Consider the following 22,027-nt stretch of genomic DNA (forward strand, 5'->3'; position numbering starts at 1 on the left):
TTCGTTGTTTATACATGAAAAAGAGATTCTCCCCTTCCCTTTTTACACGTTATAAACAAACGCTATTATCATTTTTTATTTTCCGGCTTATTCGCAGGTTTTACTTCTTCTTTTGCAGGTACTTGTAGTTTCGCTAGTACTGCATTTTGCTTTTCTAGTAACTCTAAAATTTGATCAACTTTCGTTTCTAGCGTGCGAATATCTTGTTTTACTTTCGTAACATCACGCTTTAATGTAGGAGCTTGTCCTAATGAATCCACTTTCTCTTCTAGAACTTCCTCGATATTATCAACTTTATTTTCTAAGTTAATAACAAGCGTAGCTACTCTAGCGATATCCTCTTTCGTAGGCACGTTTACCTGTTCTAAATAACTTTTTGTTGTATCATTTAACGCTTTTTGATAAAACAAATTCAAGTCTAGAACGCTGCCCATCCAAGCAGAATATTCTTCTGTTTTAATTGTTTCATTGAGCGCTTTTCCCCAAAATGTTTCGGTTTGTTCATAAGCATTTTTCCATGCTTGCAATGGATCGAATTTTTGATCAATCACTTCGCCTACACTCCCTTTTTCGTTTTTGAAACAATTCAACCTATTCACTATTTTCTAATATTCTGAATAAAACTTCAAGTCTATATTTTATTTTTCTTTATTTTCCAATAAATGTGTTGACATTAAAAACAGATAGGTGTAAATTGCACTTATAAGCAAAAAAATTCCATCTAACTGATTCATGAGGTGATGCACAATCATGCTACATAATGAACCAGAACACCCAGAAAGTTTGGAAAAAAACCAAGCGAAACAACCAAACTCCATGCCCAAAAACTTCTTAGTTCCTTTCTTACTTCTCTGTCTAAAAGACTGGAGTCTTCATGGTTACAAACTCATTCAAATGCTAATGGACATCGGCTTTTCTTCTGTTGACCAAGGTAATGTGTATAGAACATTGCGCAAGTTAGAAAAAGAAAATCTCATTTCTTCCACTTGGGATACAAGTGAAGGCGGGCCAGCGAAACGAATTTATTCTTTAACAGAATATGGAGAGCAATATTTAACAACATGTGCAACTTCTTTTGAACATTATCAAAATATGTTGCGGACGTTTTTTACGCTATACACCAATGCGTTCTTTCCATTTTCTACTTCTCCAGAAAAGGATGAAAAGGATTCTTCATCTTCACCTGGTGGTACAGCAGAGTAATCTGCGTTCACAATATGCAAAAAAACATTTGGAGGTCAAACAATGGAAACTAAGCCATACGAATTAGTCGATGCATTTTGGAAAAACTGGTCTCAATCTCTTTCCCTCTTCTCTTCAGCTGGGAAACAATTAGAGCAACTTACTTTAGAAACTTTAAAACAACAACAAGACGCTTTGCATAAATTAACATCAGGAGTAGATGAACTAGAAAAAGAACTACAACAATTCACTGCTCAGTTCAATAACCAATATACAGATTACGTGAAGCAATTAACTGGAAACTCCTTAAATGATCAAATTAACGAGTGGCAAGGGAAATGGAATGAACTTTCTAATCAAATGCACCAACTGACTGTTTCTCCTACGAAAACATCTTTGTCTATTCTTACTCAAACTAGCGGTCAATTTGAAGAAACAACAAAACAATTTATTGAACAACAACAATTACAACGTGAAGAGGTTCAAAAACAGTTAGAAGTTTTTTTGGGAGAGTTCAAGTCCAAACAACTAGAACTCGCAAAGCAGTTCGAGGAAAACTCAAAAAATTTATTTACTTCCATCAAGTAAGAAAAATGTGGGAGCTAACTGCAGCACAAACAAAACTCTTTCTTCCTCCTACTACATCAAGATGGCTAGCATTTTTCGATATGGAAAAGAAGGAGGCCAAAATGAATCCATTTCAAGAAGCACAAACTGTTCCGGAGCTTCGTTATGATGAGATTCAAGTCGGTGATCAAGCATCCCTTACAAAAACTATTACGGATGAGGACGTTATTAATTTTGCAAAATTAACTGGAGATGTGAATCCTATTCATATTTTAGATTCTTTTGCAAAAACGACAATGTTTAAAGAACGTATTGCTCATGGCATGCTCGTTTCCAGTTTCATTTCGACGATTCTTGGAACGAAACTCCCTGGCAAAAACACGATTTATTTATCTCAAAACGTTTCATTCCGTGCTCCTGTCAAAATCGGTGATACACTTCGCGTTGTGGCAGAAGTCATTAAAAAACGAGACGATAAAAAAATCATTACGTTGCAAACAAACATATATAATCAATCCGGTGATATTGTCGTGGAAGGTACAGCGACAATACTGAAAAAAGAGTAGCAAATTTGCTACTCTTTTTTCTATCCAATAACTTCTAATCACACCGATTACTTCCGCGTATGAGTACGTCGTTTCCACATAAAATAACGTTACCAGTTTAGATAAGTATTTAGCTGAATTGGACTACTCATAAGGATGTGTATCAACATGGTAAAAACAAACAAATTATTAGTTCCAGGTGCAGAACAAGCGCTTGAACAATTTAAATATGAAATCGCACAAGAATTCGGTGTTAGCTTAGGTTCTAATACAGCATCTCGTTCTAACGGTTCAGTTGGCGGTGAAGTAACGAAACGACTAGTCGCTTTAGCTCAACAACAATTACGTGGATAATACAATAACCTATGGCTTAGAGGCAGATATTCTCTGCCTCTTTCTATTTTTAACATACATAATCGTGCTTTTTCACATACTAGTAAGAGCAAACTGAAAGGAACGATATGTGACATGAAACGGATTAATATTAGCATGAGTCCTCCCCGTGTTCTTACTTTGTCTTTTATTATGTTATCAGTTATCGGTACATGCTTATTAAAACTACCAATTGCTACAACAACTTCTATTTCATGGATCGACGCTTTATTTACAACAGTTTCTGCTTGTACTGTTACTGGGCTTGGTGTTGTAGACACCGGAAAAGTATTTACTTTGTTTGGACAGTGTGTCATTTTAACGCTTATACAAGTAGGGGGACTTGGCATTATGAGCTTTGCCGTTTTAATTGCGATTATGCTCGGCAGAAAAATTGGTCTTCAAAACCGAATTTTACTGCAACAAGCGTTAAACCAAACGAACATCGGTGGTGTCATTCGTCTTGCCAAAGCATTATTTTTATTCTCTTTTACAGTCGAATGTATCGCTACTTTGATTCTTTCTTTTGAATGGGTACCAAAATACGGGATTGCTAAAGGGATCTATTATAGCTTTTTTCATTCGATCTCTGCTTTTAACAATGCTGGTTTTTCTGTGTGGAGCGATAATTTAATGTCCCATTCTCATAGCATTCTTGTCAATCTCGTTATTTCCTCCCTCATTATTTTAGGTGGGATTGGTTTTACAGTAATCGTAGATATAAAAAGAAAGAAAAATTTTAAAAACCTTACATTACACTCAAAACTTATGCTCTCTTCTACTCTAATCGTCAATATTATTGCGACTGTTTTTATTTTTATATTCGAGTTCCACAATTCCCTTTCTATGAGAGGATTTACCCCATTTGAAGAAGGAATGGCCGCTTATTTCCAGGCGGTTTCAACTCGTACTGCCGGGTTTAATACAGTTGATATTTCTGCATTATCAAAGCCTTCCCTACTATTAATGATGCTCCTTATGTTTATTGGCGCTGGTAGTGCTTCAACCGGTGGTGGAATTAAGTTAACAACATTTTTAATCATGTTTTTTGGGGTATTTAAATTTTTACAAGAACAAGATGATATTGTCGTTTTTAAAAAATCTATTAAAGATACTCTCATTGTCAAAGCATTGACCATCACTATTATTTCCATTTCATTTATCTTTTTTGCTATTTTAATTTTAAGTATTACTGAGCGAGTTCCTCTATTGATAAGTGCTTTCGAAGTATTTTCAGCATTTGGGACTGTCGGTCTCAGTATGAATTTCACAACACACTTAACTATGATCGGAAAAGCTATTATCATCTTTATGATGTTTTTTGGGAAAATGGGACCTTTAACATTGGCTTTTTCATTTGCACGTAAAAAGAACCGAAAAATAAAATATCCGAATGAAGATATTTTAACAGGTTGACAACCGTATAAATTATCCATATAATGAGAGTACAATAGCATATCTCCAAAGGGGAGTAGCGTCCAAGAATATTTCTTGGAAACAAAGTCGTCATTACGTAGAACTTAGTTCTTCCGGCTTTGTTGGCATTTTCATTACATATGTCTAGCAAGACCTTTGCCTATTAACGGCAGAGGTCTTTTTTGCATTAATTTCCAAATTCTCCCAAAGTTAATAGGCAGGAGTATGGGGAAACTAAATAGTGGGGAAATTCTTCACTTATTTAGTACTTATAGAAATGAGAGGAGAATGTACATGGATGTATCATTATTATTGGAGTATGGTTGGGTATTACTCATCCTAATTGCACTAGAGGGGATTTTAGCGGCTGATAACGCTCTCGTTCTTGCAATTATGGTAAAACATTTACCAGAAGAAAAACGAAAGAAAGCATTATTTTACGGATTAGCGGGGGCATTTGTTTTCCGATTCGGATCGTTATTTATGATTTCGTTCTTAGTCGACGTATGGCAAGTGCAAGCAATCGGTGCCATTTACCTTATGTTTATAGCTGGTAATCACTTATTTAAAACGTATGTTAAAAAGAATACGGATGAAGAAACAGAAGAAAAAGAAGCAAAGAAAAAACAAGAGAACTTTTGGTGGACTGTATTTAAAGTTGAGGTTGCTGATATCGCCTTCGCAGTTGATTCAATTTTAGCTGCAGTTGCGTTAGCAATGACTTTACCAAAAACAGGATTAGGTACAATTGGTAGTCTTGATACTGGGCAATTCGTTGTTATCTTTGTAGGTGGACTTATCGGGTTAATCATCATGAGATTTGCAGCAACTGCTTTCGTACAAATCTTAAAACGTAAACCAGGACTTGAAACTGCAGCATTCTTAATTGTAGGTTGGGTTGGTGTGAAACTAGCAGTTTATACATTAGCACACCCTGCATTAAATGTAATTCCGCATTCATTCCCAGAATCTACACTATGGAAGCTTACATTCTGGATTGTATTAGTCGGAATCGCAGTTGGCGGTTGGTTCTTCTCGAAAGAAGTAGAAGTAAAAGTAGAAAAGAATTTAGACGAAAAAGCGCTGTAATTACAGCGCTTTTTCTTTTTCCCTTCCCCTCTCAATGTCCAGAAAAAATTCTATTATACTACCATTTGTAAGCGTTTTCTTGATATATGTATGTCCTTTTTGTGAAACATTGCACAAACTTATTGAAACTAAGAACAATTCCATGTACTTTATTCATATAAGGAGTATTTATAGATGATGTACTAAAGGAGCGTATTACTCATGCTAGAGCAAGGAATAGATTATGTTGTCAAACTGGCTAAGAGCAAAAAACAAATGCTAGATACAAACCCGATGCAATATTTCATTCGTGCCGCACTTGCGGGTATTTATATCGGTTTTATTATTGTACTATGTTTTAAATTAGGTAACTTTTTTCACATTGCAGATTCACCGGCAACTTATTTAGCTGCTTCTATGTTTTTCGGAATTGCCCTCGTACTTATTATATATGGCAGTGCTGAATTGTTTACTGGAAACACAATGTACTTTACTGTAGCAACTTTAAGAAAAGAAACAACGATTTCTGATACACTTCGTAACTGGGTCGCTTGTTATGCAGGGAATTTAGCTGGAGCTTTATTCTTTGCCTTACTATTTTATGCAACTGGAATTTTCGAAGCAATTGATCACGGCCATTTCATGAATAAAGTAGTAGAAGGAAAAATGAATACACCTACAATGCAATTATTCTTTAAAGCAATTTTATGTAACTGGCTTGTATGTCTTGCGTGTTTCTTACCTTCTCAAGTTAAAGGTGATACAGCAAAAATTATGATGATGATGCTACTCGTTTTCACATTCTTCTTATCTGGTTACGAGCATAGCATTGCAAACTTATCACTGTTTGCTCTATCTTTAGTTTCACCGCATCCGGAGACAATTTCTTTTGCAGGTGCTATTCATAACTTAATTCCAGTTACAATCGGTAACATTATTGGCGGGTCCGTCTTTGTCGGCATGGTATACCATTACTTAACAAAGAAAGTACCTGACGTGAAACAAGAAGAAACTGAATTAGTAGCGGCTCAACAAGAAGAAATCATTCCGTTACAAGCACATATGAAACATTAAAAACTCCAAAGTAAAACTTTGGAGTTTTTAGCTCCCCACATATTTAACAACAAGGTGCGGATTAATTTCGCCTTCTTCCTTTCCCTTATTAATTCTCTGTTTCATCTTGTGCATACCGATGACATCATTCGTATGAAGGTGAATTTCATTTACATATAAACCCTCTTTACAAAAAGCCTCTACAAAATCTAATCCATTTCTTTTCCCACATCCCATATTAAAATCAAGGGAAAGAATATTCACATCATAATCCCGAACCATTTGCAAGGCACATTCTACTGTAGTAGCGGGCACATACCCGTACGGACAACTTCTTTGATCATCCATATATACATTCATGTTCTATCCTCTCTCTATTTTGTATACGTGAACAACATGTAACATATTGCCCCAAGGCTAATAAAAGGACCGAACGGAATTTGGCTCCTCATTTTCATACGTTTTAATACTATACCAACTCCAAAGAAACAAAGACTAAAGCAAGATGCTAAAAATAAGATCATAAAAATCCCTTTCAGTCCCACTATAAATCCAAGTAACGAAAGTAATTTTATATCTCCTCCACCAAGCCCTTCTGGATATATCTTTTGCATGCAATATAACAAAATGAATATACCGCCACTACCAACTATACTATCTGTCCAAGTCACTAACGGCACAAAAACACATTCTAAAATAAGTAAACAGGCAAACCAAGCTAAAATACGATTGGGGATTAACATATATATGTAATCTGTAACTGAAATAATAAGAAGTAGAGAAAAAAGCGATAAAATGATGATAAGCTCCCGTTCCACCCCAATCATATATACAGTAAGAAGAAATATCATTCCTGTTACAAGTTCAAATACTACGTACAAAATTGAAATTTTCCTCTTACAATTCGTACAACGTCCTCTTTGTATACAAAAAGAAATGATTGGAATCAATTCTTTTGGCTTTAGCACATACTTACAATAATGACAATGTGAACGCGGGGTAATGATAGACTCACCAAGTGGTACTCTCATCGCAATTAACATAAAAAAAGAACCAAACACCATCCCCACTAACAATGCATATAAATAAGTGAACATCCCTTCCTCTCCTTTCCAGAAGAACATAGCAAAAAAAGGAGAGAAATTCTACTTCATATTATTTCTATTCTATTAAAAAAGCAGGCCATTTTCTGGCCTGCTTTCCCCTCTTTTATACGATGAAATATACTGCTTTTAATGGTCCGTGTACTCCGACAACAAGATTCATTTCAATGTCTGCCGAGTTACTAGGTCCTGTAATAAAGTTAATACAAGATGCTACTGCCTCGCCATTTTCTACACGTGTGTTCATATCCTGAACTGCTTGTGTAATACGAGGCACAAGTGTTTCACGTGGAATAATAGCAAAGTATACAGTCGGTAAAAAGTGTAAAGAACGACCTTGGCCTTTATGGCTTTGTACAACAATCGTACCAGATTCAGCTAAAGTATAATCACTAAATGCGATTCCAATATTCGCTCTTTCTGCGATACGCATATTCTCTTCTTTTTTCTCAGGATCCCATACATTCACTTCAACATTTTGCTTTGGAAGCTCTTCTTTAAATAAAGAAGTCAATCCATAAGAATCAAAACGTTCGTCTGCCGATAACATAATAGGTCCCCCGCCGTTTTCCACGATTACTTTTTGAATATCTTCACGTAAACGGTCTTTTGTCGTTTCCACTACAGTTGTATGAATGTTTGTACATTGATTTTTAAATACTTCTAACAATTCTTCTTTTGAATAATCTTTTAGCGTTTCTACATTCACATTACTTTTCCATGCTGGACGCTTTACGCCTTCCGTTTTCCGCTCACGTCCAAGTTCTTTTGCAATATTATCTAGAAAGGACTCACGGTTTTGAATTAATCCTGTCATTATTTGTCCCCGCCTTTCTTATGATCTTTATACCAATCACGGAATCGTTCTTTACTTGGAGCCGGGAATTCACGAATATCTGTCCAGTTTTTAAGTGGCCCAACACCTTTTGATACACGGTTGCCCGATGTAAATGGACTCATTGCTGCTGGCGCCATTTTTGATCCCATTTTATATAAAGCTGCTGAAGATGCACCCATACTAAACATTTTCATTGCTAATTTTTCTGCAAGTGGTGCACGTCCTTCTTGCTCAACAATTACTTGACGATGTTTTAATAATAAATCATGCAATGGTATTTTTACTGGACAAGCTTCTGTACACGCTCCGCATAAACTAGAGGCATATGGAAGCTCTTTGTAATCATCGTATCCACCTAAAAGTGGTGTTAATACCGCACCGATTGGTCCTGAGTATATAGAACCATACGAATGTCCACCAACGTGACGATATACAGGACATACGTTAACACAAGCAGCACAACGAATACATTGCAATACTGAGCGGAATTCAGACCCAAGAATTTGAGAGCGGCCATTATCAACAACAACTAAGTGGAACTCTTCTGGTCCATCTACTTCCTCTTCTTGGATTGGTCCCGCTACAGTTACATAACTTGTTAATTTTTGCCCTACTGCACTACGACATAGTAAACCAACTAAAACATCTAATTCTTCCATTGTCGGAACCATACGTTCCATACCCATTACTGCAATTTGAGTTTTCGGAATCGACATAACAAGATCGGCATTACCTTCGTTCGTTACTAAACAAAGAGAGCCAGTATTTGCAACTGCAAAGTTACAACCTGTCACACCAATTTCTGCATCCATAAATTTCTCACGAAGTTGTTTACGAACAAACTTTGTCATTTCATATGGATCATCAGAATTTTCATAGCCAAGCTTTTCTTTAAATACATCACGAATTTGCGTTCTGTTTTTATGAAGTGCGGGCGCAATAATATGTGAAGGTGGATCGTTATCTACTTGCAAGATATACTCTCCTAAGTCACTTTCTAACACTTCACAACCAATCTCTTCAAGGGCATGATTCATACTAATTTCTTCAGTTACCATTGATTTTGATTTTACAACTTTCTTCGCTTGTTTCTTTTTTGCAACGTCTTGAATATACTTTGCTGCTTCCTCTTTCGTTTTCGCAAAGTACACATGTCCGCCTCTTTTTGATACATTTTCACTTAACTGCATTAAGTAATAATCAAGATTTTCTAACGTATGTTGGCGAATTTGTTCACCTAGTTCACGCCACTCTTCCCAATTTCCTAATTCTTCCGCTGCTTTTAAGCGATTCGTATATAAGCGCGTTTGCGCAGAAGATACTGCTCCGCGCATAAAAGAATCTTGAATTCCATCGCCAACGCGATCATTAAATTTTTTCTCACTGATTTTCATAGACATAGCTTATGTTCCCCCTTCATGAGCGACTATTTAGCACCTCAGCAATATGCATTACTTTTATTTCTTTTCCTAAACGCTCAATACGTCCGCCAATGTTTAACAAACACCCACAATCTGCACCGATTAAATAATCAGCACCTGTTTCCATTGCACTATCTACCTTCTCATCTACCATTTGCTCAGAAATTGGAGTCATCTTCACTGAAAACGTTCCCCCAAACCCACAACAATTTTGTTCGTTTGGCAGTTCTCTCACAGTTAATCCTTTTACGTTTGATAATAAAATTCCTGGTGCCTCTTTTACTCCAAGCAGGCGTGTCATATGACAAGATTTATGAATAGTAGCTATCCCTGGTAAGCTTGCACCAACATCTGTCACTTTTAAAACATCTACAATAAATTGTGTAAATTCATATGTTTTATCAGCAACCTTTTGTGCACGTTTAGCCCACTTCGGATCATCTTTAAAAACATGCGGATACTCATGAAACATTGTCGCACAAGAACCAGATGGTGTAACGATATATTCTGCATCTTCGAAAGTTTCAATCATATGTTTCATCGCTTCTTTTGCTGCTTCTACATGGCCGCTATTATAAGCAGGCTGACCACAACAAACTTGTGCTTCTGGAAATTCAATTTCACAACCTAAACGCTCCAACACTTCAACTGTTGCTTTGCCGACGTTTGTTTCAAACATATCGACTAAACAAGTAACAAATAAAGTAACTTTCATAATTATTACTCCCCCTTTTTACAACTCCACCAACAAACATATGGTCATCAGATGACTAAGAAAAGAAGAAGTAGGCTCAACCATGGCCTATCCTCTCCCTCTTCTAAAGAAAACGCTTACTTAATCTTTCTCTATTTTATCAAAAAATTTGATTTTTAAAAGATTAAATTACGAATTTATATCGTTTTTACCTGTGACAATATGTTCTACATTTGTTAAATGATCTAGCATTGCTTGCTGCGCTAATTCTACATCTTGCTTTAACACTGCATCATATATAACTTGATGCTCTTCTATAAGTCGTTCTGATGTTGTTTGTTCACCATATAAAATAATGCGTCTTGATTCACCAATCGTTTCAGCAATCATCTCTGAAACGTGATTCATGAGTTCAAGCAAAATGTTGTTATGCGAAGACTCCGCAATTCCCATATGGAACTGAAAATCTGCTTTTTCGCCAGCCTTTTCATCTCCAATGCTCTTTACCATTTCATCTAACCAATGCTTCATATTTTGCAAATTATCTTCCGTACGTTTTGCCGCAGCTGCTCGAACTGCCCCCACTTCAAGCACCTTTCGTACTTCTAATAAGTTTAAAATATCTTCTTTCTTCATTAATAATTTATTGTTTAATGATTTTGTTAATGAAGAAGAATCGAAATTCTTCACATATGTACCTTCTCCTTGTTTCATCTCAATTAAGCCCATTGCTCTTAGCGCACTTAGCGCTTCTCGAACAGCAGATCTACCCACTTGAAACTGCTCAGCTAATTGATGTACAGGAAGTAGTTTGTCACCAGGTTTTAACGTACCATTTTTAATCATTGTTAAAATAGCTTCAGATACTTCTTCGTAAATCTTTTTCGGTTTAATAGATTTGTACTCCAGTTAAATCACCTCAGTATCTTCCAAACAACAATTGAAACGATTTATAAGAACTTTGCATCATAACTATTTTAGAACGAATTGGTAAGAAGTACAAATGTTTTGTTCATAAAATCGTCAAATTTTTAATATTTATTTGATATTAATTTATATTTATTCCTCTATTCATTGCACTCATGAAGAAAAGCATGTCCTTCACGTTAGAACATGCTTTCTTCAACTTGTATTTTCAATTTAATACTAACCGTCGTTCCATGCCCTTTTTCACTTTCAATTCGCCACTGTCCATCATGTATATGAACAATTTGTCTGACAATGGCAAGGCCTAAACCTGTTCCACCATGTTGACGACTTCTCGCTTTATCAACGCGGTAAAAACGTTCACCAAGATTTTCTAAATGCTCTGTTTCAATGCCGATTCCTGTATCTTTTATGTTTAATTCACAGTAATCATCTATCTGCCTGAGTGTTATCACAATATCCCCATTTTGATTTGTATACCGTATCGCATTATCTAACACGTTATGAAGCACTTGTTGCATACGATCCTCATCAATCATTACAATGATTTCTGGATTTAAATTTGTTGAAATACGAATTTTCTTTTCTATAAACTTAATCTCATACGTATCTAACACATCTTCAATCAGTTGTGAAAAAACGATAGGTTGTTTCTTTAACGGAAAATGTTCACCTTCTAATTGTGCTAAATCTAATAAATCATGAACGAGACGCTGCATACGACCCGCTTCTTTATGAATGAGCTGTGTTACTTTTTCCTGCTGTGGTCCCTTCGCTACACCATCTAAAATAGCTTCACTATATCCTTTTATATAACTAAGCGGTGTTCTTAGTTCATGCGAAACGTTAGCTAAAAATTCCTTACGCTTTACGTCTTCTGTCTCTAAAGAATTTGCCATTTTATTAAATGCTTTTCCTAATCGTCCAATTTCATCTTCGGAAGAAATTGTAATCCGTTCTGAGAAATCTCCCGTAGCCAAATGATTGGCAACTCGTTCCATTTGCGAAAGCGGTCTCGTAATAGCAATAATAATCTTTCTACCAATCCATATTGTCAGTAAAGTCATAGCAAGTGCTAATGGTGCTAAAATAAGGCCCATATCATATATTAAGTCTTTTATACTTTTTAAAGGAATATAAGAATATACAATGCCAACTAACTTTTTATTTTCTAAAACAGGGATGACAACCCCCATAATATTTCGGTCAAAATGTTCCTCATACCCTATCTTTGTCACAGTTTTTCCATCTAATAATGCTTGCCTGTCCCCTTCACTTATAAGAGAATGATGATGCACATCAAAAGGTAAACACGCGCTTAAATCACGCGGATTAGATACGAAAAGAACATCTGAACTAGATATTTGATCAAATGCTCTTACTTTCTCTTCAAAAGTTGCTATTCCTTCACGCTTATCATATTGCGCAGCAAGACGTTTCCCTTCCATTACTAATGAATCTTTTAAATTATCAACGTATAGTTTTTCATACGAGTATAAAGATACAAAATAAAGAAAGGAAACTGTTACACATACTGCACATACTACTGTAAGCCAAAGCTTCTGTACCATCGTAAACATACGTTACACCTCAAATTTATAGCCTACACCCCAAACCGTTTGAATGTAGTTTCCACTTTCTCCAAGCTTCAAACGCATCGTTTTCACGTGCGTATCCACTGTTCTTGTACTTCCGGCATAATCATATCCCCATACCTTTTCCAGCAATTGTTCCCGGCTAAATACTTGTCCCGTATGTTGGCAAAGAAAATAGAGTAAATCAAACTCTTTTACTGTAAGAGAAATCGGCTCACCATCAGCCTCAATCTTCCTACTTTTTTCATTAATAAGTATCGGTCCAAACTGAATCTCTTCTTGTTGCTCTTGCTTTGTATAACGTCTTAGCACAGCTTCCATACGAGCAATTAGTTCTCCAGGACTAAAAGGCTTTACAATATAATCATCTGCTCCCATACGCAAGCCGTTCACCCTATTCCACTCTTCACCTTTTGCTGTTAAAAATATAATTGGTACATCCGACGTTTTTCTAATTTCTTTACAAACTGAAAGTCCATCCATCTCTGGCATCATAATATCTAATACAACGAAATCATAATGATCAGTCTCTAATTTTTTTAGAGCCTCTTTTCCATTTTCAGCTTCTCCCCACTCGTATCCGAAATTATCTAAGTACATTCCAACAAGCTGCCTCATATCACTTTCATCATCTACAACTAGCACCCTATATTTACTCATTGTCCTTCCCTTCCCTCTCTATGAGTTGAAACGGCCCTTTTCCGACTTTAATTATTTGTTTTATTTTCAAGCTCTTCATATCCATGACACACACTTCATCACTATCATAGCTTGCTACGTATCCTTCTGCTCCGCTCTTCAAAAATGCAAATGGATTCGATCCTACTTCTACAGAAGCCACCTCTTTATACGTGCTAACATCAAACTTTCTAAGCGTATTCGAACCGTGACTTAATGCATATACATTCTTATTATCATTCGTTATATTCACAGGCATAAACGGAGCATGTAAAGAACGTACCATTTCTCCGCTCTGCAATGAATACACTAATACTTTTTCATTGACTTGATTTCCATCACCATGTCCGCCAATCCATATTTCTTTCCCATCCGGGCTAATTGTCGCTCCCGTTGATGCTGGGGGAATCATAAAGGATTGTATCACTTCTTTTTTCTTCGTATCAATGGTCGTTAGCTTCGTATCATAAAAGTTTAATACAGATAACTGGTTATCGTGCTCTACCATCGTAATTGGTCCTTTTCCTGTTGATACACTCCCTGTCTCTTTCCCTTTTATCGTAAAGAACCTTACCTTTTGGGCAGTTTGATCGGCAGCAAATAATTGTTTTTTATCCTCGGATACAATCACATTTACAATGCCTTTTCCCGTTTTATATTTGTCCACTTGCCTTCCTTCTGCTAGTGAATATACATACATGTACTCTAACTGCTTGCCATATACAAGTATGTCCTCACCGTTTGGAAGTAGTGCAACTCCTGCCATTGGTTCATTAAGTTCCCATGTCGTAATTAACTTTTTAGTTTTTTCATCAACAAAACTAATACTACCTTCTTTTATATTCGTTGTTATAATAACACTTTTATCTTTAGCAATCGGTGTATATGAACTTCCTTGACACCCTACTAATAGAAATAAAAAACAGAGAAGAAAAACATACTTTCTCAAAAGATTCCCTCCATCTTCGGATGATTTCGTTATAATTGTAAAATAACAAATAAATGTGTGGAAAGTGTGAAATTTTCCTTTCTTACTTCATTTACATATATAATGTACAACAAATAGAATTTGAGGTGTGCAAATTATGCTTTTTCCTGATTTAGCGAATAAAATTGTACGAGAAGTACGCAGATTAATTAAAGAAAATATCATTATCATTAATATACAAGGCGTTATTATTGCAAGTACAGATGTAGAAAGAATCGGCCAATTTCATGAAGGTGCACTCCGATGCGCGAAACAAAAGAAAACTGTCATTATTACAAAAGCAGATGAACGACGTTTGCAAGGCGTAAAGGCGGGTATGAACCTCCCCTTACTATTTCATGACGAAGTAATTGGTGTCATTGGAATTACAGGCGAACCTGAAAACATTTCGCAATACGGAGAAATATTACGTAAAATGACCGAACTACTCATTCACGAAAACTACTTTTTAGAACAACTAGAACTTGAACACCGTTCTTATGAAGCATTTGTCTTTGATTGGCTTCAAAATACAGACTGGTCTCCAAGCTTTCTCGATCGCGCAAAAACACTTGGTATTGATTTATATAAGAAGAAACAACTTATTTTGTTCTCTATCGATCAAAATGACACGATGCTTCAGCGTAAGATTTGGCAACACGTACGCAATCTATTAACAAAGGAGCATCTATTTGTTCGTTGGGGAAATGATCGATTCATTTTATTTACAGCCACAAACTCCAAAGAGCAAACGTATCAATTTTTAAAAAGATTAAAACAAGACTGTGAAACTTTGTTTTCTATTCCTTTATATATTGGGATTGGACAATCCGTTACACCAAGCAATATGAACTTATCTTACGAACAAGCATTACAAGCTCTTTCCGTATCACTTGAAACGAAAAAAATTGTATTTAATGAAGATTTACGTTTAGAAATGTGCTTACAAGATATTTCTGCTGAAACGCGGGAACAGTTTCTAAGGCGTACTATCGAAAACTTACTATCATCTCCTGAGCTTATGCACACTTTACGCTTATTTATTGATTATAACCAATCCTATAAACAAACAGCTGAACAATTACATATACACATTAACACATTGCATTACAGACTTAAAAAGATTGAGGAGCATACAGGACTTGACCCGAAACAATTCAAAGACTTAAACATTTTATACTTCTCGCTCCTCTTATTAGATAATCAAACAAAAAAGAATGATAAAAAAGATTAATCTTCATATGATTATACATAGAAAGAATCCCTCAACTTTTTTATCATTATAATGAAAGCACTGTTACAACGTTTTTTATGATGACTAAATACGTTAACAGTTTGAGGGGGATTTCCAATGTTAGAAAAGCAAATTATTCATTCATTCGTATCCATTGTTGGCGAAGATAATGTAGATACATCCAATATGGGGCGTTTAACGTATAGTTATGATGCCACTCCAAACTTCCAAGCAATGCCTGATGCAGTCATTGCTCCTCGTAATACAAATGAAGTAGCTGAAGTGTTAAAAATATGTAACACTCACAAAATTCCTGTATATGTTCGTGGTTCTGGAACAAACCTTTGCGCGGGGACATGTCCACTTGAAGGCGGTATCGTCCTTATCTTCCGCCATATGAATAACATTTTAGAAATTGATGAAGAGAATTTAACAATTACTGTACAAGCTGGTGTAATTACACTTGATATTATTAAAGCGGTAGAAGAAAAAGGTTTATTTTATCCACCAGATCCAAGCTCGATGAAAATTTCTACAATCGGCGGTAACATTAATGAAAACTCAGGTGGATTACGCGGATTAAAATATGGCGTAACACGTGATTATGTGATGGGTCTTGAACTTGTCTTACCAAATGGCGATATTATTCGTACTGGCGGTAAATTAGCAAAAGATGTAGCCGGTTACGATTTAACTCGTTTATTTATCGGTTCTGAAGGAACACTTGGCGTCGTAACAGAAGCAATATTAAAACTTGTTCCTATGCCTGAAACGAAGAAAACGATGCTTGCACTATATGAAGATATTAATGAAGCTGCACGTGCTGTTTCTTCTATTATTGCAAATAAAATCATTCCAGCGACACTTGAGTTTTTAGACCAGCCGACAATTGAAGTAGTAGAAGAGTTTGCACAAATCGGTTTACCAACTGATGTAAAAGCAATTTTATTAATTGAACAAGACGGTCCACCTGAAGTTGTCAATCGAGATATTGAAAAAATGGCTAACGTTTGCCGCTCTATGAATGCAGTCGATGTTCGCATTGCAAAAGATGAAGCGGAAGCAGATGCGCTTCGGACAGCTCGCCGTAGTGCACTATCAGCACTTGCAAGATTAAAACCTACTACAATATTAGAAGATGCAACGGTACCACGCTCACAAATAGCTCCGATGGTTGAAGCTATTAATGCCATTGCAAAAAAATATAATATTCCTATTTGTACGTTTGGGCATGCTGGCGATGGCAACCTACACCCAACTTGTATGACAGATGCTCGTAATGAAGAAGAAATGCACCGAGCTGAACAAGCTTTTGCTGAAATATTTGCGAAAGCAATTGAACTTGGTGGCACAATTACTGGTGAACATGGTGTTGGTGCGATGAAAGCTCCTTATTTAGAAATGAAATTAGGTAAAGAAGGTATTGCTGCCATGCAAGGAGTTAAACAAGCCTTCGATCCAAATAACATTATGAACCCTGGCAAGATGTTCGCGAAAGACACTCGCAAAAGAGTCGTGGTTGAGCGATGACAACATTAAATAAAGAAAACATTCAAAAAGAATTTAAAGAAAGATTAAGTGAAGATGAACTACTAAACTGTATGCGATGCGGTTTCTGTTTACCTACTTGTCCTACTTACATTCAATCTGGATATAAAGAATCACATTCACCACGAGGACGTATTGCATTAATGAAAGCGGTCGTTGACGGTTTAATTGAACCAGATGAAGATGTTGAAAATACATTGAATGTTTGCCTTGGCTGCCGTGCTTGTGAACCTGTTTGTCCATCAGGTGTAAATTACGGACATTTATTAGAAGAAGCTCGTGATATTATAAATCAAAACAAAAAGTTCTCGGTGCCAGTGAGAGCCGTTCGTAAAGTTGTTTTTGAAGGGCTCTTCCCGCATCAAAATCGAATGAGAACATTAACAGGGTTAATCGGATTTTACCAACGTTCTGGTTTACAAACACTAACACATAAAATGGGTATTATGAAGTTATTCCCTGAAACACTTGCAACAATGGATCTCGTTTTACCAAAAGTCCCTAAAATGAAAGCAATGAAAGATCGTCCTGCATTTTTACCTGCTGAAAGTAAAAAAAAGAAACAAGTTGCATTCTTCACAGGCTGTTTAATGGATACGATGTTTTTAGAAACAAATAACGCAACGATGAAACTTCTTCAGTTAGCTGGTTGTGATATCGTTATTCCGAAAACACAAAGTTGCTGCGGTGCATTACATGGGCATGCTGGTGAAAAGAGCGGAGCGAAAGAATTAGCGAAACGAAATATAAAAGCATTCGAAGATTTAAATATCGACTATATTATTACGAATGCAGGTGGTTGCGGAGCTTATCTCGTAGACTACGATTATCTTTTAAAAGATGATCCACAGTGGGCTGAACGCGCAAAGCAGTTTGTTTCTAAAATTAAAGATATTACTGCTATTCTAGTAGAACTAGATTTCCATAAACGAAATGACTTACGACTTCCATCGCAAATTATTACGTATCAAGACTCTTGTCATTTACGCAATGTTATGCGAACATCTTCAGAACCTCGTATGTTACTAGAAGCAATTCAAGGCGCAACATATCGTGAAATGAAAGATGCGGATCGCTGCTGTGGTTCTGCTGGTATTTACAATATTGTTCATTCAGAACTATCCATGGAATTTCTAGAGTATAAAATGGACCGTGTACATGAAACAGAAGCAGCAACTATTGTTACTGCAAATCCAGGTTGTCTACTACAAATGAAATTAGGCATTGAACGAGAAGGACTTTCTCATAAAATGAGAGGAATTCACATTGTAGATTTATTATTAGAAGCAATTGAAACCAACTCGTAATAACTCGTAACATACGTAATAATAGGAAAACGGCTATCTCCTTCGTCTATGTAAAGAGATAGCCGCTTTTTTGTCCGCTACAATATTAAAAATATGTTACTTTATTATAAAAAAGAACAACAGATACATTACAGTTTTGTAAAAATCAATCCAGTATATTCCTAAAAAAAACTCTCAAACCATTGATACAATAGGATTCTTCATTTTCTGTTTAGGTAAATTTCTCCAAAATACCCCTCTTAAAACGAAGTATAAAAATGCTGAAAATTCCTTTTATACTCTATGTTTCTCTTATTTTTCCTCTTTTCCCCTCTTAGGATAAATTAGGTAAATTTTAAGTCTATGAATTTTTTTCCATCTTTTTTCTCACAAAATCTATGCTACGATGAATTTGTCAGTCAGACAGGCTGTCAAAAACAAATCGTGTGAAAACAAATTAAAACTTTATATAGGGGGACACACATCATGAAAAAGCGTGTTTTATTATCTGTAGCTGCTGCAACGGCTCTTACTTTAGGAGTATCTTCTCTAGATGCACAAGCTGCAACAGTACAACCATCTAACATAAAGGTTCAAAATATTCAGCATTCAAAAGTGATGATGAAGCAAATGAGCCAACAAGAATTACAAGCATTCTTACAATCTATGGGCGTGGAATCATTAGCACAATGGCAACAAGGAAACTTCCAACCAAATTGCATTATTCCTGGTCAACAACCAACTGAAAATGTTGTAACTGAGCAACCAACAGCTAAGCCAGAAACTCAAAAGCCTGCTGAGCAAAAACCAGTTGAACAAAAGCCTGCTGAAGAAGTTCAAAAACCAGAAGCTCAAAAACCTGCTGAAAACAACAATACTCAAAAACCTGCTGAACAAAAACCTGCTGAGCAAAAGCCTGCTGAAGAAGCAAAATCTTTAAGCGAATTCGAACAACGTGTTGTTGAATTAACAAACGCTGAACGTGCAAAACAAGGCTTACCAGCACTAAAAATCGATACGGAATTAAGCAAAGTAGCACGTGTTAAATCTGAAGATATGCAGAAGAATAACTACTTTGATCATAACAGCCCTACATACGGGTCTCCGTTTGACATGATGAAGAAATTTGGTATTTCTTATACATCTGCAGGTGAAAACATCGCTCAAGGCCAACGTACACCTGAAGAGGTAGTACAAGCTTGGATGAACAGTGCTGGACACCGTGCAAACATCTTAAATAACGGCTTCACTCACATCGGTGTTGGCTATGTAGAAAGCGGCAACTACTGGACACAACAATTTATTACGAAGTAAATAGATTAAAAGAGTCTTCTCGTAATGAGAAGACTCTTTTTTATGTTTCATAACTTTCTATTATGTATGAGTATAAAATGTAAAACATGAACAAAATAGAACCACTACTTATTACACTAAGTAATACATAAAACCCCCACTTCAAGTTCAAAAATAATGAAAATAATATACTACATGCCATCATTTGAAAAATCCGCCTACTCACTAAACGAATCTTTTGTAATTTGATTGGGTCTTTTTCCGTACTCTGAACTTGTTTAAACAACTTACTAAGCATAAAAAGAAACATACTAATCCCAATTGTTAGTCCTGTTTGAAAGGATATCATACTTCCAAAATTAATAAAGAGAATGAGCATATGGATAAACAACATAAATAAAGTAATCGTCTTTAGAAATCCACTTATAATGACATGCTCGCCTTCATTAAACTTATATATATTATGTGAAATAATATACATCAATCCATGTAAAAAAATAAGAAAAAAAGGAATAAATGCTATAACAACTTGTTTACTCATAAAATCGTTCGGCCCACCATTTTCATCCCAATGTACAGCCATCTCATTTGGTAAATATGGATAGAGGCATAGAGTAACTAAAAGACAAACGAAAAATATTCCTAGTATGTATTTATATTTGACCAAGCAATTCTCACCTCTCTTTTCTCTTAACGGCTTCGCTTCTTTTAGAGAAATTCCTGCAAGAATCTACTTTTCTCAAATTTAAACTTACACTTTACGCATTCATTCTTTGAAATTCTTTCATTGTATCATTTAATTTTGCAGGGAATGGTACATCCACTTCGATCTCTTCTTTCGTAATTGGATGTAAGAAGTTTATCTTCATCGCATGTAATGCTTGCCCTGACATATATTGCGTTTGTCCACCATATAATACATCCCCAACTAATGGATTACCATGATAGCTCATATGAACACGAATTTGATGGGTTCTACCTGTTTCTAATTGTAACGTTACGAACGTAACATTTTGGTTTTTAAAATACTTCTCTACTTTATAAAATGTGATGGCTTGATCTCCCTTTGGAGAAACACGTCGTCTCGTCGCATGATGGCGATCTCTTCCAATAGCTGCGTCAATTGTTCCTTGCTTACCTTTTACTTTCCCTTCCACAAGCGCCGCATATGTTCTTTTAATTTTTCGTTCCATTAATAAACGATCCATAATTGCACCAGCAATTCTATGCTTAGCAAACACGACACCACCTGTCGTATCTTTATCTAACCGATGAATATGACGAACCTTCGTCTCTAAACCTTGCATTTGAAAATGAAAAGCAACAAGGTTTGCAAGTGTTCCCATCCCGCCTTTTTCCGCAGGATGCGTATCCATCTTCTCAGGCTTATTTACGATGAGTACGTGATCGTCTTCATATACTACATCTAATTCACCATATTCAGGCTCTACATCGTATTCTTCTTCCATAAACATATGCACTTGTAACTTATCGCCTTCTTTTAAAAGCTCATTCCATCTTCTCTGTTCTCCGTTAACGGTAATACCTTTTTCCATACGAAGCTGATGTAACAACTTTTTCGGTATTTCCCATTCTATTTTTAATAACGAATCAATACTTATGCCATTCCATTTCGCTGGAACAGTAATTTCGCACCATTCACCCTTCTTCTTCGTTTCCATACTGTATCACCTTATTTCTATTGATTCTCTCATTGTAACGGAAAACACAATTTGATGCACCGTCAAAAATAGAGGCCAGTCTTATAGTAGACTGGCCCCCTCACGCTCTACGCCGTTTCATTTCCTGCAATACTTCTTCCGCTTTTTGCTCATACGATAAATCTTTAAAGAAATCCGCCAATCTTTTATAATCATTATACGTATCTAATAAGTCATCAATTTTTTCTACTTTCATCACTTGTTGTTTTTGCTTCATTTTTACTGGATAACGATAGCCCGATATCTCTTGTATTTTGTAATACTCATCCTCTACTTGAATGACCTTTACAAGTTCCTCCTCTTCCGCATCCATCGTATACCCATCAAAATCTCTAAGTAATTCATAAATGATATGAGTCCATTCATCTTTTGGATAATATCCTTTTTCTAACCGATAACCGACAATGCGATACATATGCCCATCGTTTTCTGCAAACTGTACTGTATCATTTAGCTTAAACTTAAAATAACGAAACATTGTCTTCACCTACTTATATGTAATGTTCTTATCACATACTA

24 protein-coding genes and 1 riboswitch are annotated in these 22,027 nt (G+C 35.9%); of the genes, 11 read left to right on the top strand and 13 right to left on the bottom strand.

Annotated elements, in window-relative coordinates; all coding sequences use genetic code 11:
• Positions 1-68 precede the first annotated feature (68 nt).
• Positions 69-551 carry a polyhydroxyalkanoic acid synthase subunit PhaR gene (gene phaR, locus QCI46_RS21065; RefSeq protein WP_073517464.1) on the bottom strand — a complete coding sequence of 161 codons (483 nt, stop codon included), beginning with the start codon at positions 549-551 and terminating at the stop codon, positions 69-71.
• A gap of 199 nt (positions 552-750) precedes the next feature.
• Here phaR and phaQ point away from each other — a divergent pair, with 199 nt between their 5' ends.
• The 7 genes from phaQ to QCI46_RS21100 all read left to right on the top strand — a co-directional run bounded on the left by phaQ (position 751) and on the right by QCI46_RS21100 (position 6,224).
• Positions 751-1,203 carry a poly-beta-hydroxybutyrate-responsive repressor gene (gene phaQ, locus QCI46_RS21070; RefSeq protein ID WP_000903018.1) on the top strand — a complete coding sequence of 151 codons (453 nt, stop codon included), beginning with the start codon at positions 751-753 and terminating at the stop codon, positions 1,201-1,203.
• Positions 1,204-1,245: 42 nt separating this feature from the next.
• On the top strand, positions 1,246-1,770 hold the full coding sequence (phaP, locus tag QCI46_RS21075; protein ID WP_000448583.1) for a polyhydroxyalkanoic acid inclusion protein PhaP: 525 nt from the start codon (positions 1,246-1,248) through the stop codon (positions 1,768-1,770).
• 101 nt (positions 1,771-1,871) lie between these two features.
• Positions 1,872-2,315, top strand: coding sequence for a MaoC family dehydratase (locus tag QCI46_RS21080; RefSeq protein WP_001067917.1), 444 nt, complete (start codon positions 1,872-1,874; stop codon positions 2,313-2,315).
• 147 nt (positions 2,316-2,462) lie between these two features.
• The gene (locus tag QCI46_RS21085) at positions 2,463-2,648 is read left to right on the top strand and encodes an alpha/beta-type small acid-soluble spore protein (RefSeq protein ID WP_000241212.1); all 186 of its coding nucleotides are present in this window, start codon (positions 2,463-2,465) and stop codon (positions 2,646-2,648) included.
• Positions 2,649-2,762: 114 nt separating this feature from the next.
• Complete coding sequence (locus tag QCI46_RS21090) at positions 2,763-4,082, top strand: TrkH family potassium uptake protein (protein WP_353841301.1); 1,320 nt, start codon at positions 2,763-2,765, stop codon at positions 4,080-4,082.
• Between the two features lie 38 nt (positions 4,083-4,120).
• Positions 4,121-4,286: riboswitch (yybP-ykoY riboswitch) on the top strand.
• Between the two features lie 90 nt (positions 4,287-4,376).
• Positions 4,377-5,171, top strand: a complete 795-nt coding sequence (locus tag QCI46_RS21095; protein WP_000383317.1) for a TerC family protein — start codon at positions 4,377-4,379, stop codon at positions 5,169-5,171.
• A 201-nt stretch (positions 5,172-5,372) separates the two neighbouring features.
• Positions 5,373-6,224 carry a formate/nitrite transporter family protein gene (locus QCI46_RS21100; RefSeq protein ID WP_353841302.1) on the top strand — a complete coding sequence of 284 codons (852 nt, stop codon included), beginning with the start codon at positions 5,373-5,375 and terminating at the stop codon, positions 6,222-6,224.
• Positions 6,225-6,251: 27 nt separating this feature from the next.
• Here the strand turns inward: QCI46_RS21100 and QCI46_RS21105 are convergent, their stop codons facing one another.
• The 9 genes from QCI46_RS21105 to QCI46_RS21145 form a co-directional block, all read right to left on the bottom strand.
• On the bottom strand, positions 6,252-6,563 hold the full coding sequence (locus QCI46_RS21105) for a cyclic-phosphate processing receiver domain-containing protein (RefSeq protein WP_001103786.1): 312 nt from the start codon (positions 6,561-6,563) through the stop codon (positions 6,252-6,254).
• A 14-nt stretch (positions 6,564-6,577) separates the two neighbouring features.
• Entirely contained in the window at positions 6,578-7,300 is a 723-nt protein-coding gene (locus tag QCI46_RS21110; RefSeq protein WP_353841303.1) for a prepilin peptidase, read from the bottom strand.
• Between the two features lie 112 nt (positions 7,301-7,412).
• Positions 7,413-8,123: a LutC/YkgG family protein gene (locus tag QCI46_RS21115; protein WP_098189691.1), complete on the bottom strand. Its 711-nt coding sequence runs from the start codon at positions 8,121-8,123 to the stop codon at positions 7,413-7,415.
• Positions 8,123-9,544, bottom strand: a complete 1,422-nt coding sequence (locus tag QCI46_RS21120; protein WP_000061936.1) for a LutB/LldF family L-lactate oxidation iron-sulfur protein — start codon at positions 9,542-9,544, stop codon at positions 8,123-8,125. The genes QCI46_RS21115 and QCI46_RS21120 overlap by 1 nt, the downstream gene beginning before the upstream one ends.
• 16 nt (positions 9,545-9,560) lie before the next feature.
• A complete protein-coding gene (locus QCI46_RS21125) occupies positions 9,561-10,280 on the bottom strand; it encodes a (Fe-S)-binding protein (RefSeq protein ID WP_000869144.1) in 720 nt (239 codons plus the stop codon).
• Positions 10,281-10,448: 168 nt separating this feature from the next.
• Entirely contained in the window at positions 10,449-11,138 is a 690-nt protein-coding gene (locus QCI46_RS21130; protein WP_255256195.1) for a FadR/GntR family transcriptional regulator, read from the bottom strand.
• Between the two features lie 227 nt (positions 11,139-11,365).
• Positions 11,366-12,766, bottom strand: a complete 1,401-nt coding sequence (locus tag QCI46_RS21135) for a sensor histidine kinase (RefSeq protein WP_000494801.1) — start codon at positions 12,764-12,766, stop codon at positions 11,366-11,368.
• Between the two features lie 3 nt (positions 12,767-12,769).
• Positions 12,770-13,441, bottom strand: a complete 672-nt coding sequence (locus QCI46_RS21140) for a response regulator transcription factor (protein WP_000049878.1) — start codon at positions 13,439-13,441, stop codon at positions 12,770-12,772.
• Positions 13,434-14,408, bottom strand: coding sequence for a YncE family protein (locus tag QCI46_RS21145; RefSeq protein WP_353841304.1), 975 nt, complete (start codon positions 14,406-14,408; stop codon positions 13,434-13,436). Before QCI46_RS21145 ends, QCI46_RS21140 begins: the two co-directional genes overlap by 8 nt.
• A gap of 136 nt (positions 14,409-14,544) precedes the next feature.
• On the opposite strand from QCI46_RS21145, the gene QCI46_RS21150 reads away from it, so the two are divergent.
• The 4 genes from QCI46_RS21150 to QCI46_RS21165 all read left to right on the top strand — a co-directional run bounded on the left by QCI46_RS21150 (position 14,545) and on the right by QCI46_RS21165 (position 19,808).
• On the top strand, positions 14,545-15,660 hold the full coding sequence (locus tag QCI46_RS21150; RefSeq protein WP_046957069.1) for a CdaR family transcriptional regulator: 1,116 nt from the start codon (positions 14,545-14,547) through the stop codon (positions 15,658-15,660).
• 117 nt (positions 15,661-15,777) lie between these two features.
• Positions 15,778-17,190: a glycolate oxidase subunit GlcD gene (gene glcD, locus QCI46_RS21155; protein ID WP_193671338.1), complete on the top strand. Its 1,413-nt coding sequence runs from the start codon at positions 15,778-15,780 to the stop codon at positions 17,188-17,190.
• A complete protein-coding gene (locus QCI46_RS21160; protein WP_353841305.1) occupies positions 17,187-18,515 on the top strand; it encodes a (Fe-S)-binding protein in 1,329 nt (442 codons plus the stop codon). The genes glcD and QCI46_RS21160 overlap by 4 nt, the downstream gene beginning before the upstream one ends.
• 465 nt (positions 18,516-18,980) lie before the next feature.
• On the top strand, positions 18,981-19,808 hold the full coding sequence (locus QCI46_RS21165; RefSeq protein ID WP_098189690.1) for a CAP domain-containing protein: 828 nt from the start codon (positions 18,981-18,983) through the stop codon (positions 19,806-19,808).
• A 40-nt stretch (positions 19,809-19,848) separates the two neighbouring features.
• Here QCI46_RS21165 and QCI46_RS21170 read toward each other — a convergent pair whose 3' ends face one another.
• The 3 genes from QCI46_RS21170 to QCI46_RS21180 form a co-directional block, all read right to left on the bottom strand.
• The gene (locus QCI46_RS21170) at positions 19,849-20,454 is read right to left on the bottom strand and encodes a DUF1648 domain-containing protein (RefSeq protein ID WP_060489453.1); all 606 of its coding nucleotides are present in this window, start codon (positions 20,452-20,454) and stop codon (positions 19,849-19,851) included.
• Between the two features lie 91 nt (positions 20,455-20,545).
• A complete protein-coding gene (locus QCI46_RS21175) occupies positions 20,546-21,469 on the bottom strand; it encodes an RluA family pseudouridine synthase (protein ID WP_353841306.1) in 924 nt (307 codons plus the stop codon).
• Between the two features lie 100 nt (positions 21,470-21,569).
• Positions 21,570-21,986, bottom strand: coding sequence for a histidinol dehydrogenase (locus QCI46_RS21180; RefSeq protein ID WP_353841307.1), 417 nt, complete (start codon positions 21,984-21,986; stop codon positions 21,570-21,572).
• Positions 21,987-22,027: the final 41 nt, after the last annotated feature.

Source organism: Bacillus cereus group sp. RP32, from assembly GCF_040459735.1.
In the GTDB taxonomy this organism is placed as follows: domain Bacteria; phylum Bacillota; class Bacilli; order Bacillales; family Bacillaceae_G; genus Bacillus_A; species Bacillus_A wiedmannii.